The organism is Agrobacterium sp. 10T429 (genome assembly GCF_056393925.1).
This window is the reverse complement of sequence record NZ_JBFTGV010000008.1, coordinates 64,512-82,574: the sequence shown is the minus strand read 5'-3', so window position 1 is coordinate 82,574 and position 18,063 is coordinate 64,512. Positions and strand designations below refer to the sequence as shown.

Annotated in this window: 17 protein-coding genes and 1 tRNA gene; 10 read left to right on the top strand and 8 right to left on the bottom strand. The window is 59.1% G+C overall.

What is annotated here, in order from left to right:
• The first annotated feature begins 2 nt into the window (after positions 1-2).
• Positions 3-1,340 (top strand): sensor histidine kinase, encoded by a 1,338-nt coding sequence (locus AC1DCP_RS18260; RefSeq protein ID WP_019566566.1) that lies wholly within the window; start codon positions 3-5, stop codon positions 1,338-1,340.
• Positions 1,341-1,403: 63 nt separating this feature from the next.
• Here the strand turns inward: AC1DCP_RS18260 and AC1DCP_RS18255 are convergent, their stop codons facing one another.
• The gene (locus AC1DCP_RS18255) at positions 1,404-2,708 is read right to left on the bottom strand and encodes an MFS transporter (protein WP_004431639.1); all 1,305 of its coding nucleotides are present in this window, start codon (positions 2,706-2,708) and stop codon (positions 1,404-1,406) included.
• Between the two features lie 222 nt (positions 2,709-2,930).
• Between AC1DCP_RS18255 and AC1DCP_RS18250 the strand changes: the two genes are divergently transcribed.
• The 5 genes from AC1DCP_RS18250 to AC1DCP_RS18230 all read left to right on the top strand — a co-directional run bounded on the left by AC1DCP_RS18250 (position 2,931) and on the right by AC1DCP_RS18230 (position 8,383).
• Positions 2,931-4,046 carry an RHE_PE00001 family protein gene (locus AC1DCP_RS18250; protein ID WP_476774544.1) on the top strand — a complete coding sequence of 372 codons (1,116 nt, stop codon included), beginning with the start codon at positions 2,931-2,933 and terminating at the stop codon, positions 4,044-4,046.
• A 257-nt stretch (positions 4,047-4,303) separates the two neighbouring features.
• Positions 4,304-4,534, top strand: a complete 231-nt coding sequence (locus AC1DCP_RS18245; protein WP_004431634.1) for a helix-turn-helix domain-containing protein — start codon at positions 4,304-4,306, stop codon at positions 4,532-4,534.
• Between the two features lie 224 nt (positions 4,535-4,758).
• A complete protein-coding gene (locus AC1DCP_RS18240; RefSeq protein ID WP_476774543.1) occupies positions 4,759-6,009 on the top strand; it encodes an adenylate/guanylate cyclase domain-containing protein in 1,251 nt (416 codons plus the stop codon).
• Positions 6,010-6,241: 232 nt separating this feature from the next.
• A complete protein-coding gene (gene iolG / locus AC1DCP_RS18235; RefSeq protein ID WP_476774542.1) occupies positions 6,242-7,234 on the top strand; it encodes an inositol 2-dehydrogenase in 993 nt (330 codons plus the stop codon).
• 264 nt (positions 7,235-7,498) lie between these two features.
• A complete protein-coding gene (locus AC1DCP_RS18230; RefSeq protein WP_476774541.1) occupies positions 7,499-8,383 on the top strand; it encodes a DMT family transporter in 885 nt (294 codons plus the stop codon).
• 23 nt (positions 8,384-8,406) lie between these two features.
• On the opposite strand, the gene AC1DCP_RS18225 is transcribed toward AC1DCP_RS18230, so the two are convergent.
• Both AC1DCP_RS18225 and rocF read right to left on the bottom strand, forming a co-directional pair.
• Positions 8,407-9,462, bottom strand: coding sequence for an ornithine cyclodeaminase (locus tag AC1DCP_RS18225; RefSeq protein WP_173994223.1), 1,056 nt, complete (start codon positions 9,460-9,462; stop codon positions 8,407-8,409).
• 13 nt (positions 9,463-9,475) lie between these two features.
• Positions 9,476-10,396, bottom strand: coding sequence for an arginase (gene rocF / locus AC1DCP_RS18220; protein WP_476774540.1), 921 nt, complete (start codon positions 10,394-10,396; stop codon positions 9,476-9,478).
• A 132-nt stretch (positions 10,397-10,528) separates the two neighbouring features.
• Here rocF and AC1DCP_RS18215 point away from each other — a divergent pair, with 132 nt between their 5' ends.
• Complete coding sequence (locus tag AC1DCP_RS18215) at positions 10,529-10,966, top strand: Lrp/AsnC family transcriptional regulator (protein WP_113157755.1); 438 nt, start codon at positions 10,529-10,531, stop codon at positions 10,964-10,966.
• Positions 10,967-11,089: 123 nt separating this feature from the next.
• Positions 11,090-11,163: transfer RNA gene (locus AC1DCP_RS18210), tRNA-Gln, on the top strand.
• Between the two features lie 122 nt (positions 11,164-11,285).
• Here AC1DCP_RS18210 and AC1DCP_RS18205 read toward each other — a convergent pair.
• The 5 genes from AC1DCP_RS18205 to bioB are packed head-to-tail and all read right to left on the bottom strand — an operon-like array spanning position 11,286 to position 16,363.
• The gene (locus AC1DCP_RS18205; RefSeq protein WP_476774539.1) at positions 11,286-12,272 is read right to left on the bottom strand and encodes a beta-ketoacyl-ACP synthase III; all 987 of its coding nucleotides are present in this window, start codon (positions 12,270-12,272) and stop codon (positions 11,286-11,288) included.
• Positions 12,273-12,274: 2 nt separating this feature from the next.
• Positions 12,275-13,588 carry an adenosylmethionine--8-amino-7-oxononanoate transaminase gene (locus AC1DCP_RS18200; RefSeq protein ID WP_476774538.1) on the bottom strand — a complete coding sequence of 438 codons (1,314 nt, stop codon included), beginning with the start codon at positions 13,586-13,588 and terminating at the stop codon, positions 12,275-12,277.
• On the bottom strand, positions 13,585-14,223 hold the full coding sequence (bioD, locus tag AC1DCP_RS18195; RefSeq protein WP_121557345.1) for a dethiobiotin synthase: 639 nt from the start codon (positions 14,221-14,223) through the stop codon (positions 13,585-13,587). The genes AC1DCP_RS18200 and bioD overlap by 4 nt, the downstream gene beginning before the upstream one ends.
• Entirely contained in the window at positions 14,220-15,362 is a 1,143-nt protein-coding gene (locus tag AC1DCP_RS18190; RefSeq protein ID WP_476774537.1) for an 8-amino-7-oxononanoate synthase, read from the bottom strand. The genes bioD and AC1DCP_RS18190 overlap by 4 nt, the downstream gene beginning before the upstream one ends.
• Positions 15,359-16,363 (bottom strand): biotin synthase BioB, encoded by a 1,005-nt coding sequence (gene bioB, locus AC1DCP_RS18185; RefSeq protein ID WP_476774536.1) that lies wholly within the window; start codon positions 16,361-16,363, stop codon positions 15,359-15,361. The genes AC1DCP_RS18190 and bioB overlap by 4 nt, the downstream gene beginning before the upstream one ends.
• Before the next feature lie 238 nt (positions 16,364-16,601).
• On the opposite strand from bioB, the gene AC1DCP_RS18180 reads away from it, so the two are divergent.
• Both AC1DCP_RS18180 and AC1DCP_RS18175 read left to right on the top strand, forming a co-directional pair.
• Positions 16,602-17,048, top strand: a complete 447-nt coding sequence (locus AC1DCP_RS18180) for an acetyltransferase (RefSeq protein ID WP_476774535.1) — start codon at positions 16,602-16,604, stop codon at positions 17,046-17,048.
• A gap of 105 nt (positions 17,049-17,153) precedes the next feature.
• Positions 17,154-18,053 (top strand): helix-turn-helix transcriptional regulator, encoded by a 900-nt coding sequence (locus AC1DCP_RS18175; RefSeq protein WP_476774534.1) that lies wholly within the window; start codon positions 17,154-17,156, stop codon positions 18,051-18,053.
• Positions 18,054-18,063: the final 10 nt, after the last annotated feature.

Below are 18,063 nucleotides of genomic sequence, written 5' to 3'. Positions count from 1 at the left end.
AAATGGCCAGACCAACCAGCATGACCCGCAAGCTCGTCACGGCGCTGACGAGCGTTGTCGCCATATCCTGGTTTATCGCCTGCGGGTTGGGCGTCATGGTGATGCAGGACGAGTTCGCTGAAATTTTCGACGCTGGCGTTGAGGAAACAGCCGAAAGACTGCTGCCACTGCTGGTAGACGATCTCAGGGAAAACAACACGGGTCCCGCCTCGCAAAAACTCAACCAGTCTGCACATGCGGCGGAATATCTGACCTATCAGGTTCGCGACCGGGAAGGACAGGTCGTCCTTCATTCGCATGACAGTTCGACCGAACCTTTCGAGGTCTCTCTCGACCCAGGTTTTTCTGAAACGGCGACCCAGCGCATCTACACGGTGGCGACACCGGACGGGAATTACTTCCTTCAGGTCGCAGATGCCTTCGCCAACCGGCGTGAGGCAATCGAGGAAGCCGGCACTGCAATTTTGCTGCCCGTTCTCATTCTTATCCCCGCCAGCATCTTTGCCGTTATCTTCGTAGTGCGCAAAACCCTGCAACCGATACAGACCTTGCGCGACGAGATCGGGAAAAAAGACGGCGGCAATCTCGCGCCGCTGGAAACCCTGCCGTTTCCGGCTGAACTTCACCCGATTGCCCGCTCGGTCAATCTGCTGCTGAGGCGGCTGCGATCGACAATCGAAGCGGAAAGGGAGTTTACCGCCAACAGCGCCCATGAATTGCGCACGCCGATTGCCGGCGCGCTGGCGCAGGCGCAGCGGCTGCACGCCGATATTCCGCCTGAACTTGCACCACGCGTGGAAAATATCGAGAAGGCCCTGATGCATCTCGGCCATCTCGCCGAAAAACTGCTGCAGATGTCGCGCGCGGAAGCAAGGATCGGGGTAACAGACACGGCGACCGACCTCATCCCCATTCTCGAGCTGATCATCGACGATATGAGCAGAACGGCGATCGGCACGTCCCGCATCCGCTTCACCAATCGCTGCGAAGGCGGCCTGAACTGCAAGCTGGGCACGGATGCCTTCGGCATCATCATCCGCAACCTTCTCGAAAACGCCCTGATCCACAGTCCGGCGGAAAGCCCGGTGCACATACTGGCCGAAGAGGACGGTACGATCCGCGTCGTCAATTCCGGCGCGGCGATCGACAAGGCGCTTCTTCCCAAACTGACGACGCGCTTTGTCCGAGGCCCGTCCAAGGCTGATGGCACCGGGCTTGGCCTCGCTATCGTCAGAAGCCTGATGGAACAGATTGGCGGCGAACTCGTGCTATCCTCCCCCGCACCCGGCAGACAGGACGGTTTTGAGGCCCGCATCGTGCTTCCGGTCGAAGACGCCTGAATGCGCTGAAAACAAAAAGCCCCGCCAGGGGGGCGGGGCTTTCGCTGGTATAATTGTGGCCGGTCAATCCTCGTGAATATGGCTATGGTCGCGCGTATCGCGCATCTTCACATAAACCACCAGCGACAGCGCAATCATGATCGTAACGTACCAGAAGAACCAGTTTTCGTGGCCGATCTGCTTGAACTTCAAGGCTACGAATTCTGCCGTTCCCCCGAAAATCGTGTTCGCCAGCGCGTAGGGCAGAGCCACACCAAGCGCCCGGATGTGGGCGGGGAACATTTCCGCCTTCACCACCGCATTGATGGAAGTGTAGCCGGTGACGATCAACAGGCCGACCAGAACGAGAGCGAAAGCCATGATCGGGTCGGTTGTCGTCGCCAGCGTCGTGAAGATGAGATAGGTGAACAGCGTTCCAAGAATGCCGAAGCCGACCATCAGCGGCTTGCGACCCACCTTGTCCGACAGTGCACCGGCAATCGGCTGGCACAGCATGAAGACGAAGAGGGCTGCCGTGGTGATTTCGGTCGCGCTTTCCTTGCTGAATCCGGAGGTATTGACGAGGAATTTCTGCAGATAGGTCGTGTAGGCGTAAAAGGCGAGCGTGCCGCCAGATGTCAGCGCCATGACCATCATCGCTTCCCGCGGGTAGTGCTTGAACAGCGCCCATCCGCTCGATTTCGGCTTGTCCGCGTTGCCCGCCTTGGCATTTTCAAAGGACTGCGTCTCGGCAAGGCCGCGACGGATGTAAAACACCGCAATTGCAAGAACGCCACCGATGAAGAAGGGAATGCGCCAGCCCCAGGCGCCGAGCTGCTCGGGTGTCAGAACCCGTTGCAGAACCAGCAACACCGCCAGCGCCAGAAGCTGGCCGGAAATCAGCGTCACATACTGGAAACTGGAGAAGAAGCCGCGACGGTTCTTGCCGGCCATTTCGCTGAGATAGGTCGCGCTGGCGCCATATTCACCGCCGACGCTGATGCCCTGCAGCAGGCGGGCAAACACCAGAATGGCAGGCGCTGCAATGCCGATCGTCTCGTGGCCGGGTGTAATTGCGATCAACAGCGAGCCGAGGCACATCAAGGTAACGGACAAGGTCAGGCCGGCCTTGCGGCCCTTGCGGTCGGCATAGGTTCCCATGAACCACGCACCGATGGGCCGCATCAGAAATCCGACGGCAAAAACGGCGGCCGCGCTCAGCAATTCAGCGGTCTGGTTTCCGGAAGGGAAAAACACCGGCGCGAAATAAAGGGTGAAGGCCGAATAAACGTACCAGTCGTACCATTCGACGAGGTTGCCCGCCGATCCGCCGATAATGGATTTCAAACGGGTTTTCTGATCCGGTGCCGTAGCGGGACCATTTGCCATAATATTCACGGTAAACTCCAATTCATCTCGCCTGGAGGTGGAAGGGCGAACGGAAGGTGTGATAATTTGTCGCTCTCGGAGGGGGTATATACCCGCCATATTGCAATGCGCAAGTTTACGCCGCATCGCAGCATGGCAATGGCAGCGTCTACTCGCCCTCTTCCGCGCCGGACCATTCTAATACGCCTTGTCACCCGGCCGTGCTCAAACTAAAAAATATCAATGATTTACGATACATCGGACATCCATATCGAAAAGCTTCTCATCCCCGCCGCGCGCGCGGGTGAAGCGCTGGCACGACTGGACGAGAGGATAAGCCGGTCGCCGATGAAACACGGCTTCATCGAAAGGCAGGACTTTACCGACGCGATTTCCTCCATGTGGGTGGATGGCGAACTTGTCCATATGGAAGATCTGGTCCTGCATGACGCCCATATGGATGTGCGGGCGCCAACCCATGAAATGACGGCGGCGCACCGGATCGTCCGCTCAAGGCGGCTGATTTTTTCAAACGCGCCAGGCTGGGCCTTCACTGCACCAGGCCTTTCCCGTCTGCGCGGAAGAATGGGAATTGCCGCCGACGCGACGGCATTTACCCCGGAAACGGTGGATCATTCCGGCAACGAAGAGGCTGATGCAGACGGCGAGACACCGCTGGACGGGGCCTTTTCCGAGCTGGACGCACTTCTGGCGCGAAGCGCCGCGACCTTGGACGCGATCACCGCCGGCACCACCCTTGCGCCGGTGACACATCGGGAAGAGGCCCATCCGATGATCAACGATCCCGACTGGGACGAGGAGGAAAGGCTGAAGGAATGGCGGCAGGTCCTTGGCCAGACGGAGGAGTTGCCCCCAATCCTGCGCACCGCAATCCTGCTGGATGCCTGGAATATGATCGAGGTTTTGCAACGCAGCCCCTGGCTCGGCAGGCTCATGGCCGCCGCTTTTCTGCGCGACGGGGCTGTCTCTCCCGATCATCTGCCGGCGCTCAGCGCTGGTCTTCGTGCCGTCCCGCGCGAGCGCCGGCACGCCAGAAACCAGACGCAACGCTTAATCGCCCTTCTCGACAGCTTTTACGAGGCGGCGCTGGCCAGCATGAAGGAACATGACAGGCTGACCCACGCCAGAGAACGCATGATGCGCAAGCTGGCCGGCCGACGCTCGTCTTCGCGTCTTCCAGAGCTGGTGGAGCTTGTCGTCTCCCGGCCGGTGGTTTCGGCGGCCATGATAGTCAGGGAACTCGGCACCACGCCGCAGGGCGCGATAGGGCTCGCCAATCAACTGGAGTTGAGGGAGGTTACAGGCCGCGGCCGCTTCCGTGCCTGGGGCATGCTGTAGCACAGGCCGCCAGTCTTCATCCGCCTAAACCCCGGAAAAATAGTATTTTTCTCAACCCCTTGTTCCTGCGATAAATCCCGCGGGAATCCTGCGATCACGAATCTTAACAAAATTTAACTATTGCGTAGGTGGATGAAGCGGCTATGTTCTCGCTGCGTTGCAACACGATTTTTCTCCGGTAACGCGGTCGCATTCGGCTCCGGCAACCTTTCTTTGCCATCCGCATTAAAGTGTCCACCATGAGGGAGATGCAAAAAATGACAATTTCAGTCTCACAACTCGATTCCGATCAGGAAACAGATGCTCCTTTCGCCCGAAAAGTCCTGATGGCGCGCAATCTCGCCGGATATACGGTCGATCAGCTTGCCATCACCTGCGGCCTGACAGCCAATGAAATCCGCGCCCTGGAAGACGGCTCAGACAGCGATCCTCTGCGCATCAGGCGCGTTGCCGCCGCCCTGCATATTCCAGTCGAAACCGTTATCTGATCGTTCACAACGATCCGAACCAAATCTCAGCGCCGCCGGGGACGATGTTCACGCAACATCCGGGCGGCGCGCGTAACGGTTTGAACGCTACAAGTCTCTCCGGAACATTTTCCGCTCCGCTCTCTTAACATTTCCGTTATCCGGCACCACATGATGTCCGCACGGGACATGTTCGCCATGTGGCCCGCCTGCGCGAGAGCACCAATAATTTCCGGAATCCTGCCATGACACTCAGCCTTAACACCGAAGAACGGGTTTCTTCAGCATTGGATGAATTGTGGCCAACGGAGAAAACGGAAATTCTCGACTGGCTCGTCACCGGCACGAAGGACGAGCGCTTTATCGATGAGATATTCTTCGAGCTGTGTAGCAGGTTGCGCGAAAGTGGAATTTCCATAGCGCGGGGCGCACTTGCCTTCCGCATTCGTCACCCGCAATGGCTTGGCGCGCGCATCCTGTGGAAGGCCGGCATATCGTCGGCCGAGATCACCACCTATGGCTATGGGGCGGAGAGCTCGCCCGAATATCTGAACAGCCCCATCAACGACATCCATCAGGGCGCAACCGAAATCCGCCACCGGCTGACCGGCGACGAAATCGAGCCATCCGCTTATCCGATCTATGAGGAATTGCGCGCCGACGGGCTGACGGATTATTTCGCCTGGCCGATCGAAMATACGTTCGGCAAGCGCCATGTCGCCACTTTTTCCAGCGATCGGCCCGGTGGCTTTTTGGAAGCGGAAGTCCTTGCGTTGAAAAACCTGCTACCGGCGCTCGCGCTGGTCAGCGAAATTCGCCTGAAAAACCGCATGACGCGCACCCTGCTGGAGACCTATGTCGGGCCGCATGCGGGCGAAAAAATCCTCAATGGCGCAACGACGCGCGGCAGCGGCATAACGGTCGGCGCGGCGATCCTGATCTGCGACCTGCGCAACTTCACCCATATTTCCGACCTCTGGCCGCGCGATGATGTGATCGAATTGCTGAACGGTTATTTCGACGCGATGTGCGATCCGATCGAGGAATTCGGTGGTGAAATCCTGAAATTCATGGGCGATGGGTTGCTGGCGATTTTCCCGCTCAGCGATCCGCAGGCTTGTGAAAACCTTCTGAAAGCCATTGCCAGCGCACAGAAAAGTCTCGTTGCCCTCAACGACATCAATTGCCAGAAAGGCCATGACCCTCTGGGTTACGGCATCGGCGTCCATGTCGGCGATGTCATGTATGGCAATATCGGCTCGAAAACCCGCCTCGATTTTACCGTCATCGGTCCGGCCGTGAACATCGCATCACGGCTTGAAACCCTGACCAAGGAAACCGGCCGCAACGTCCTGTTTTCCGAAGAATTTGTTCGTATGGCCGGACACGAGGACAAGCTGGACAATCTCGGCCCATGGCTTCTGCGCGGCCTTGAAACCCCGGTCGAGGTTTATGCGCTTCCCCAACAGGAGGTCGTCGCACCCTCTGTCAACTGATTGCCGGTCAGGATTTTGTTCCCGTTTCAACGCTTTCTCAACGCAGCGCTCACCCCTCCTGCGCAACCTCCCGAAGAGATCATTTCGGCTGACCTGCCCGTCGTCAAAACGCTTGACACGCCTCCGATGTCGATCTAGCAAAATAGAACATATATTCCATATCGAAACATTGTTTGCGTTCATATTCTGTCTTTCCGGGAGTGGAAGACGGGTGTGAGGAACCGGAGGAAAGATGGTTACGAAATTGGCACTGCTCGGCGCTGGACGGATCGGCAAGGTCCACGCCAAGGCGATTACCACCGACAGCCGTGCGAAGCTGGTGGCCGTTGTGGACGCCGTTGCCGGTGCTGCGGAAGCAATCGCCCGCGAAGCGCAGTGCAAGGTCAGCACAATCGACGATGTTCTGGCTGACAAGACGATCGACGCCGTCATCATCTGCACGCCGACCAACACCCATGCCGATCTGATCGAGCGTTTCGCCCGTGCCGGCAAGGCCATCTTCTGCGAAAAACCCGTCGATCTGGATGTGGCCCGTGCGGAAGCCTGCGCCAAGGTGGTTGAGGAAACCGGTGCAAAGGTGATGCTCGGTTTCAACCGGCGTTTCGATCCGCATTTCCAGGCCGTGCACAAGGCAATCGAGGATGGCCGCATCGGCAAGGTCGAAATGGTGACCATCACCAGCCGCGATCCCGGCCCGCCGCCAGCCGAATACATCAAGGTTTCCGGCGGCATTTTCCGTGACATGACTATTCATGATTTCGACATGGCGCGGTTCCTGCTCGGCGAGGAAGTGGAAAGCGTATTCGCCACCGGTTCCGTTCTCGTCAATCCGGAGATCGGTGCACTCGGCGATTTCGATAGCGCCAGCATCATTCTGACGACGAAAAGCGGCAGGCAAGCCAGCATTTCGAATTCGCGACGCGCGACCTATGGGTACGACCAGCGTATCGAAGTGCATGGTTCGCTCGGTTCGGCTGCGGCCGAGAACCAGCGGCCGGTCTCCATCGAGATTGCCAATGCTGAGGGCTACACCCGCCCGCCGCTGCATGATTTCTTCATGACGCGTTATACGGCGGCCTACGCGGCGGAAATTACCGCTTTCATCGATTGCATCGAAAACAATGTGGCTCCGTCACCCTCCATCAAGGATGGGCTGATCGCATTGAAACTGGCCGACGCTGCGCTGAAATCCGTCACCTCGAAGGCGGCCGTGACGATCGGCTGATCGACACAGAAATCACTCCATAACCGACATCCTGTCCGCGGTGCGTTAACGCATGGCGGACAGGAAAAAAGCTATTCGCAAAGCTTTCACCAGCATCGGCGCCACCCGTGAACTTGACCGGGCAGAGGCAGTCTTCGGACTTGCATGGCAGCTATTCGGAAAATAAGGTTGTCTGACAAGATACGGCCAGACCATATGGCTGCTATTCACCTTATTCACGCCGAATCCTCTTTTTGCCGGCAACAGCCGGACAGTGGTTTATTTATGCCATCACCCAAGACCGGTTATCTTTATGCGCTCATAGCATTCACGATCTTTGCAGCGCAGGATGGCATATCCAAACATCTTGGCGGTTCTTATCCGCCCGTCTTCGTCGCCATGCTTCGATACTGGGCGTTCGCCGTCTTCGTTTTGTTGATGGCTGCAAAGTCCTCTGGCGGCATTCGGGGCGCTGTCATGGCCAACCGTCCGGGGCTGCAGATCAGCCGCGGCGTCCTTCTTGCCGTGCAGATTGTTTTTTCCATTTTCTCCTTTGCCGTTGTCGGGCTGGCGCACAGCCACTCCATCCTCGCTTCGGCGCCGCTGATCGTCGCCGCACTGTCCGTGCCGTTGCTTGGCGAACATGTGGGCTGGCGGCGCTGGTGCGCTATTTTTGTCGGCTTCATCGGCGTTCTCGTCATTCTGAAACCTGATGGCGAAGGGTTCGACAACCGCCTGCTGATCACTTTCATCGCCGCCTTCATGCTTGCGCTCTACAGCGTCCTGACCCGCCTTGGCAGCAAGAGCGATTCAGCGATGACGAGCTTCTTTTATACCGGCGTGGCCGGTGCGGCAGCGCTGACGCTGGTGGGTCCGTTTTATTGGGTTAGCCTCGCACCCCAGGATTGGGGCTGGATGCTGGCGCTGTGCATTACCGGCATGAGCGGCCATTATTGCCTGATCAAGGCATTCGAGCTGGCGGATGCGGCCTCCGTCCAGCCGTTTTCCTATTACCAGCTCGTGCTCGTCTCCATCATCGGCGTCACCATCTATGGCGAGGTCGTTACATCCAACATGGTTCTGGGTGCTGCAATCGTGATCGCCGCCGGTCTCTTCACCATTTGGCGGGAACATGCCGTTGCCCGTAGGGAACGCAGGCGGGCCGGCTGACGTCATTCCCGTTGAACGTCCTCTCAGGCGAGAGCCGCCTCGCAACGCAACAGCATTCCAAACAGATCGCGCGGCTCATCCGGATCGGCCAGCAGATCCAGTTCCGTATAAAGCCCGGTGGCGGCCAGTTTCGAGCGCACATAACGCAGCGCCGAAAAATCCTCGGTCGCGAAACCAACGCTGTCGAACAGCGTGATCTGCCTGTCGTTTACCCGCCCGTGCTTTTCACCCGATATGACCTGCCATAGCTCAGTGACGGGGTAGTCTTCGGGCAATTGCTGGATTTCACCTTCGATGCGGGTCTGCGGCGGGTATTCGACAAAAATGTCCGACCGCAGCAGAATGTCCCGGTGCAGTTCCGTCTTGCCGGGACAATCGCCGCCGACGGCATTGATGTGAATGCCGGGACCAACCATGTTGTCGGTCAGGATTGTAGCATATTGTTTGTCAGCGGTAACGGTGGTGATGATATCTGCACCTTCCACTGCGCTCTGCGCACTATCGCAAATCTCGATGGTAAAACCCTGACCGGCAAGATTGCGGGCGCATTTTTCGCTGGCGGCCCGGTCGATATCGAAAAGCCGCACCGTGTCGATGCCGAGAATGGCCTTGAAGGCCCGCGCCTGGAACTCGCTCTGTGCGCCATTGCCGATGATGGCCATCGAGCGGGCATTTTTGCGGGCAAGGTGTTTTGCAGCGACAGCCGAAGTAGCAGCGGTGCGCAGCGCCGTCAGAATGGTCATTTCGGTCAGGAGCAGCGGATAGCCGTTGCCGACATCAGAAAGCACCCCAAAGGCGGTCACCGTCTGGCGGCCCTCCTTCATGTTTTTCGGATGGCCGTTCACATATTTGAAGCCATACAGCGTTCCATCACTGGTCGGCATCAGCTCGATGACGCCCTCTTGGGAATGCGATGCGATGCGTGGCGTCTTGTCGAAACTCTCCCAGCGGCGGAAATCCTCTTCCACCACGTCGGCCAGCTCGCGCAGAAACGTATCGATCCCCACGCGCAGCACGAGTTTCATCATATGATCGACGCTGACGAAAGGTACGATATTAAGGTTCGGTATAATCGTCATTGCATCATCCCCCTTAGCCGGCCCGCGTCGGGCGGTCCATAACCCGCTTGCCCATCAGGCTGGCAGCCAGGTCGACCATCAGCGTCGCCGTCCTGCCGCGCTCATCAAGAAACGGGTTAAGCTCCACGAGATCGAGACTGCACACAAGCCCGCTATCATGCAGCATCTCCATCACCAGATGCGCCTCACGGAACGTCGCCCCACCCGGAACCGTGGTGCCGACCGCAGGCGCGATCGACGGTTCGAGGAAATCGACATCGAGACTGACATGCAACAGGCCGTTTGCCGCCTGCACCCGCGCAAGGAACGCGCGCAGAAGAACCGCGACACCATGTTCGTCTATCGAGCGCATGTCGTGAACGGTGATGCCGCTGTCTTCCAGTGCGGCTCTCTCGGCTGGATCGACGCTGCGGATGCCGATCATGCCGATATTTTCCTCAGGAACCGAATGGGAGAGCGGCGGAAAGTAACCCGAAAATCCGTCGCGACCACTGAAATAGGCGACCGGCGTGCCATGCAGGTTACCGCTGCGCGTCGTTTCAAGCGTGTGGTAATCGGTATGGGCATCGAGCCAGAGCACGAAAAACGGCCGGCCACTCTCCGCCACCCGCCGCGCCATGCCGGCGACGGTTCCCGCGGAAATTGCGTGGTCGCCGCCAAGAAAGATCGGAACGGCGGCAGCACTTTCGCGATAGGYGGCCTCCGTCAGCGCCTCGGTCCAGGCCACCGTCTCAGCGAGATGATGCACCGCCGGATTTGGGTGGCTAAACTCCCTCAGCGGCGCCGGCGTCACATTGCCGGTATCGACCACCCGATGGCCCAGATCTTCGAGCGCCCGCGTGAGACCGGCGATGCGATACGCACTCGGCCCCATCTCACACCCCAATTGCCCGGCTCCGATTTGCAACGGCGCACCGATCAGCCTGATATCCATTTGAGCCCTCGCTTTTATCAACCGATAACCTCACTAAACCACACAGACATGGCGGAATGAACATCAAATATTGGCAATATTATCGAAATAGGCTATCGATTTGGTCAAATCTATTTATCAGAATGGCTACCAATGGATGATCTCGACGAACAGCTCGTAACCCTTTTGAGGCATAACGGCAGACGCAGCATTTCCGATCTGGCGATCGAGACGGAAACCTCGCGCGCAACGGTACGCTCACGCATCGAAAAAATGGAAAATGACGGCACTATCATCGGTTATACCGTCATCCTGCGTGCCGATGCGGTGGAGGCGGCGATCCGCGGCATCATGATGATCGAGATTGAAGGCCATGTGACGGACCGCGTCATCCGCACGCTCGGCGGTTTCCCGGAAATATCCGAAATTCACAGCACGAACGGCCGCTGGGACCTGATCGTAGAACTTAACGCCGCCACTCTCAGCGATTTCGACGCGGTGCTCCGCCGTATCCGCCTTGTCCCTGGCATTACCGGCAGCGAGACCAGCCTTCTGCTCTCCACCCCACGCTCCACCCGTGCGCGGCTCTGACGCAGGAGACAGACGCAAAAGAGCGACGAAAACGCATTTTTCGATTTTTTCGACTTGCGCCTCGCAAGAAATCATCTATATGACGACCCACCAAAGCGAACGCGGTAACCCGCTTCGGGCTTTTGGGGAATAGTTCAATGGTAGAACGACGGACTCTGACTCCGTTAATCTTGGTTCGAGTCCAGGTTCCCCAGCCAAATTTCTTTAAACAAAATCAAACTGTTTCGAGCACTTGAGCTGCATCACCGCGCTCTGCCTATATCTGCCAACGTTGTACGCGCGGCTCGATCCGACTCAGACATTTCCGTATCCAGCTGGCCTAGCCTCGATACACCACCGCCCCCCCAGTCATCCCCGCCCCTGCCGCCGTCAATAACAGCGTTTCACCCTCCGCGATGGGCCGCTCAGCATTGCAAACGGAAAGCGAAAGCGGAATAGTGGCGGCAGAAGAGTTGCCGAAGGTTTCGACTGTACGTACCGTCTTTTGCCGGTCGATGCCGATATTGCCGCAGACGGCATCGAACATGCGGGCATTGGCCTGATGCGGCACGAATCGATGGATATCGGCGGCCGTCATTTCTGCGCGTTGCAGAGCGCGCTGTGAGGTCTGCGTCATTGTTGAGACGGCACGGGAAAAGACCTCGCGGCCGTCCCGCATCGTCATCAGGGTATCTTCAGCCTCTGCATCATTGGAAAAAGGCTGGCTGCTGCCGCCCGCCGCGATCTGGATCAGGTCGTAACCGCTCCCATCCGAAACGAGATCGGCAGACAAAAGGCCGCGCTGCGCATCCCGGCAGGGGACAAGCACGACGGCGCCGGCAGCATCGGCGAACAGAACCGCCGTTGCCCTTTCCGCCGGATTGATACGACGGCTTAAGATATTGGCGGCAACAACCAGCACCGCGCGGCCGTGGGTGCGGACAAAACCATCCGCAAGAGTGAGCGCGTAGAGAAAACCGGAACAGGCCCCGGCAAGATCGATCGCCCCGGATTGTGTGAGGCCCAACCGGTGCGCAAGCAGCGGGGCCGAAGGCGGCAAAAGATGGTCTGGTGTGGAGGTCGCAAGCAATGTCAGTGCGATATCCTCGGTGCCAATTTTCGCGTTTTCCAGTGCCATGCGGCCGGCTTTTTCGGCAAGGCCGCTCAGCGTCTCGCCCTCTTGCGCCCAATAACGTGTGCGGATCCCCGTCCGACGCTCTATCCAGCCAGCCTCCAGCCCAAGACGCGTCTCAATCTCCGCGTTGCGTACACATCGCACTGGCACGGCATGCCCGAAGCCAGCCATGCGGGAAGAACGGGTCTGCATTGTCAGGCCTTTCGGAGACGGTTTTTGATCGCGGCCGCGCCGGGTTCCCCCGGAGCGGCTTCAGTCACGATCGAGGCCACTTCGTCCATGGCGTCGAAGGCACGGGTGAGGTCTTGCGCCGTCGAACAATAGGGCGGCATCAGATAGAGCACATTGCCGAGCGGGCGGATGATGAGCCCGCGCTCGCGGAACAATTGCCGCATGCGTGGCCCCGCCTCCGCGAGATAACCGCCGGAGGGCACGACGAGGTCAAGCGCTGCGATGGTTCCAATCTGGCGTATGTTGGTGAAGCGCCTGTCATCCGCAAATCGCCCGAGATTGTCGCGCAGCACTTCTTGCAGTTGACCGATGCGCTGCACCACTGGCTCATCCCGCCAAACCTGCAGATTGGCGACAGCGGCAGCGCAGGCAATCGGATTGGCGGTGTAGGAACTCGAATGGAAAAAGGTCTTGCGGCGATCGGTCGAGAAGTGCACGTCGAAGATTTCGCCACTGCACAAGGTCGCTGCCAACGGCAGGGAGCCGCCGGTCAGCCCCTTGGAGGTGCACAGAATATCCGGTGAAACTCCCGCCTGCTCGCAGGCGAACATGGTTCCTGTCCGGCCCCAGCCCGTCATCACCTCGTCGGCGATGACAAGGCAACCGTAGCGTTCGGCAATTTGTTTCAGTCCGGCGAGAACGTCCGCGCGGTAAATCTTCATGCCACCGGCACCTAGAGCAAGCGGCTCGATCAGCAAGGCGGCGACTCGGCCCAAACGACAAAAGCTCTCGAACATGTCGAGCGTCTCCTGCTCACAATCCGCTTCCGGAAAAGCAAGTCGGTCGACGCCGAATAGCAGTGGTTCATACGCAGCATTGAACACGCCGCGTTCGCCCGTCGACATGGCGCCGATCGTATCACCGTGGTAGCCGTGCTCCATGACCACGATGCGATCTCGCTTTTCACCGCAATTGTGAAAATAACCGAGCGCCATTTTCAGCGCCACTTCTACCGAGGTCGAACCGCTATCGGAATAAAACACATGTTCCAAGCCGGCAGGCGCGAGTTCGATCAGACCTTTGGCCAGCGTTTCGGCCGGCTCGTGCGAAAACTCGGCGAAAATGATCTGGTCGAGGGTCTCGGTCGCTGCGCGGATGGCGGACATGATTGCCGGGTGCCGGTGGCCGTGAGTGATGACCCACCAGGATGAAATTGCATCGAACAACCGCTGGCCATCCTCATCGACCAGATAGGAGCCCTCCGCCGAGACGATGCGTTTCATCGGCGGTTCCAGCCCGTGCTGGGTGAAAGGATGCCAGACGCGGGAACGGCTCATGCCGGCACCTCCAGGAAATCAGCGAGATCGAATTGTTGAGCGAATGCGTGGTGCAGCGCCTCGGCAGTCATCTCCGGTATGCGAGGCAAGCGGCCAAGCGAGCGAACCCGGCCGATATCGGCGATAATGCGCTGATTTTCCCGGTTCTCATCACCGATGAAGACCACGCCGTGCACCGGAATGGCTCTCAGCCGCAGCGCCTCGAGCGACAGCAGCGTGTGGTTGATGGTGCCGAGTGAGGTTCTGGCGCACAGAATCAGCGGAATTCGCCAGCGAGCGAAAATATCGACAAACAGCAATGTGTCGGTCAGCGGCACCAGCAGACCGCCCGCCCCTTCGATCACCAGCGGCCCATCCGTTTCCGGCGGCAGCAAAAGCTCGGGCTCGATCGTGACATTGTCGAAGCGGGCCGAAAGATGCGGTGAGGCCGGCATTTTCAGGCGATAGGCCTCCGGCAGGATGCGCGCGCGCGGCACGCCACCCATCCGCTCCACCACCTCGCTGTCGGTCTCTTCCTCGAGCCCGGATTGCACCGGCTTCCAGTAATGGGCTTGCAATGCGTAAGTAAGCGCCGCAGAAAAAACCGTCTTACCGATACCCGTATCGGTGCCCGAGACGATGAAACGGAGGCTCATCGTTCCTCCTCCATGGCAAGGGCGAGCAGCCCGACCATATCGGCGATCTGGCTTTCCTCGACATTGAGCGTAATGGATATGCGCAGGCGTGCCGTGCCTTCCGGCACCGTTGGCGGGCGGATAGCGCGCACGTCGAAGCCGCCGTCTCGCATACGCGTGGCGATCTTCAGTGCACGCGCATTGTCACCAATCATCACCGGCAATATCTGCGAGCCGCCGGGCGTCACGCCCAGCCGGGATCGTAATTGTTCGCTGGCCAAATTTATCAGTTCTTCCAGACGGATGCGCCGCCAGGGCTCGTCGGCGACGATCCGCAAGGCCTCCCGCACAACCGCCGCCATCAGCGGTGACGGCGCGGTCGAATAGATGAAACCGCGGGCGCGGTTGGTGAGGTAATCGGCAAGAACCGCAGGCAGACTGATAAGCGCGCCGGAAAGGCCAAGCGCCTTGCCGCAGGTGTGCAGCGCCACGACATTACCCCGACCTTCCAGTTCAGCGGCCAGGCCGCGCCCGCCCGGCCCGAACACGCCGGTGGCGTGCGCCTCATCGACGACGAGAAAGCCGCCATGTCGCTCGGCGAGGTCGGCAAGGGCCGCAACCGGCGCCCGGTCACCATCCATGGAATAGAGGCTCTCCACCGCGATCCACGGGCGACCTTTGCCGCCCGCCTGCCGCCATCTGTTTATTTCCCGTTCGAATGTCTCAACCTGATTATGCGGCACAGCGACCGCCTTCGCCTTGCCGGCGGCAATGCCGTCATGCACGCTGGCATGGATCAGCGCATCGTAGAGAACGAGGTCGTCCCGCAGCGGCAGTGCGGAAAAAAGTGCGACATTGGCGGCAAATCCGCTACCGAAATAGATCGCCCTCTCAGCGCCGAAAAATACCGCCGCCTCCGTTTCAAGCGCCTCATGTTCGGGATGGTTGCCACGAAGCAGCCGCGAACCACCTGCACCCACAGGCACGCCCCTCTCGATTGCGTCAGTGATCGCCGCCTTCAGCCGGGGTGCATCGGCAAGCCCGAGATAGTCGTTGGAGGTGAAGTCGATACCCTGCCGGGGCGCTAGCGCCCGCAGGCGCGACTTGCGGTGCAGACCGGCAAGCTTCAGCTCATAGGCGGAGAGCGCCGACGAATTCACCGGGTCTCTCCCGCTTCCGCCGTTTGCAACGCAATCGGCTTCAGGCCCAGCCGCCGGAACAGCGCCGTATCGTGATCTTCCCCCGGATTATCCGCCGTCAGCAGCGTCTCGCCGACGAAGATGGAATTCGCCCCGGCCAGAAAACAGAGCGCCTGCGTCTCATCACTCATTTCGGTACGTCCGGCGGAAAGCCTCACATGCGAACGGGGCATGAGGATGCGCGCAAGCGCAATGGTGCGGACGAAGTCGATCGGATCAACCGGAGCGGCCTTGGCAAGCTTCGAGCCGGGGATCGGGATCAGCATGTTGATCGGCACGCTTTCCGGCGGAACCGGCAGATTGGCAAGGGTTACCAGCATGGAAATACGGTCCTCGACCGTTTCTCCCATGCCGAGAATGCCGCCGGCGCAGACCTTCATGCCGGCATCACGAACATTGGCGAGCGTTTCCAGCCGATCCTCGAAGGTGCGGGTGGTGATGATCTCCGAATAGAACCGCTCCGACGTATCGACATTGTGATTGTAGTAATCTAGCCCGGCGTGAGCGAGACGTTCGGATTGTTCCGGCGTCAGCATGCCGAGCGTCATGCAGGTTTCCATGCCGAGCGCCTTGACGCCTTCGACCATGGCCACCACCGCCTCCATGTCGCGCTCCTTAGGGTTGCGCCACGCCGCCCCCATGCAATAGCGCGTCGCCCCGCCCTCTTTCGCCTTGCGCGCCTCTGCCAGCACTCGCTCCACCTCCATGAGTTTGGAGGCCTTCAGACCTGTTGGATTGCGAGCGGACTGGCTGCAATAACCACAATCCTCCGGGCAGCCGCCGGTCTTGATCGATAAAAGCCGGCTCATCTGGATGGCGTTGGCATCGAAATGGCGACGATGCACCTGCTGCGCCCGGAACAGGAGGTCATTAAATGGCAAATTATAGATAATTTTTGCTTCTTCGAGTGAAGAGTCAGCTTTGATTGAGGGAATCTCCGCCTGATTTTGTTCAATTTCCATGACAATCTGATCCATCCGGCGACCTTCCCTTCAAATAAATAGATAGAACTTATTTTTATCTATTTTTTTATCGGACCCTTTTGCAAGGACTTTTTTCGAGAAAAACGTCAGGCACCGGAGATCGAAGAAATATGCGGGATAAGACTGCGGCGTTTGGCTGCGGGGATTTAGCGAATGGGAAAACGCCTTGCGGAAAAGACCGATGGCGCAAAAACGCCGCAATTGCTAAGGTTGAGGAATGATCACACTTCGTCCCGCCAACGCTCGCGACACGGCCCGCATCCTTGAAATATGGCGTAAGGCCGTAGACGCTACCCATGATTTTCTTCACAGAGCGGATCGCGCCGCAATCGAGGAAGAAGTGACGGCTTTTCTTCCCGAGGCCGCTTTGATGCTCGCCGTCGATGCGTCGGATAAGCCTCTCGGGTTCATGTTTCTGCATGAAGGGCACATGGAAGCGCTTTTCATCGATCCGGATTATCACGGCAGAGGCATCGGCAAGGCGCTCGTGCAGGCAGCGCTTGCCGCACACCCCGCGCTGACCACCGATGTCAACGAACAGAATACGCAGGCCATGGGCTTTTATCGCCGGCTCGGTTTCAAGCCGACGGGACGCTCCGACCTCGACGAGCAGGGACGTCCCTATCCGCTCGTCCATCTTGGGTTTCGCGCAACGGAACAATAAGCCGCGGGGACATGGCTCATCTGGGGGGAGCAAGCCACGAACACCATCATCCGTTTCGCAACCGAGGATTTTCAGCCCGAGCACCGCTTCGACCAATGGCGCGAAGTGCGCGGCAAAAGCCTGTTTGGCGTAACGATCGAGCTTGCGCCGGATCGCCGCCAGACCTTCAGCGGGTCGTTTCAGGCGCGCTCTGTTGCAGGCGCCGTCGTAAGCGAAATGCGCGCTTCCTCTTACCGGGTCAACCGCACGGAAGCCGATATTGCCCGCATTGCCGGCGACAGCCTCTGCATTGGCTTGCAGGTGAAGGGTTCGGGGTTGCTGCGTGCCGGCCGAGACAGGGTACATTCCGTCAGCGGTGGTGATTTCACCATCAACTATTCGGACTTGCCCTATGACGCGATACCGGGCGGTGAGGCGGATTTTCACTACAAGATGCTCAAGATCCCTGTCGACGACGAAGTCATGCTTGGCCGACCGGCCGATGACCTGTTTGCCACGCGTTACGCCGACAAGACCGCCTTCTCCCGGCCGTTCCGGGCGCTCTTCAACGCGCTGAACGCCGAACGCGGCAGGCTCATCGATCCCGTGCGCGATGTGACACATATCGCCCGATTAGCCATGACGGCGCGTGGACGGCTTTCGCCTGCAATGCCGGAAGTGCGCGCCGCACTCCGCACCGGGCTTTGTTATGCGGCCCAGGACATCATGATGCGCAAAAAGTCCTGGCAGAACCTCACGCCTGCCGCAGTGGCAAAGGAACTGGGCATTTCGCTTCGGCAACTGCACGTCGTTTTCGAAGGCGCAGAGCTGTCTTTTTCCCGCACGCTCGCCTCCATGCGGATCGAGGAAGCGCGACGCCTGCTGCTGGAATCTCCCGCCCTGCCAATCACGCAGGTCGCGTACGGCTGCGGCTTCGACAGTCTTCCAACCTTTTACCGGGTGTTCAGCAGCACCTATGGCATGACGCCCGGCGAAGCCCGCGCCACGGGCATGCCGACGGCCTAAAAGTGTCACC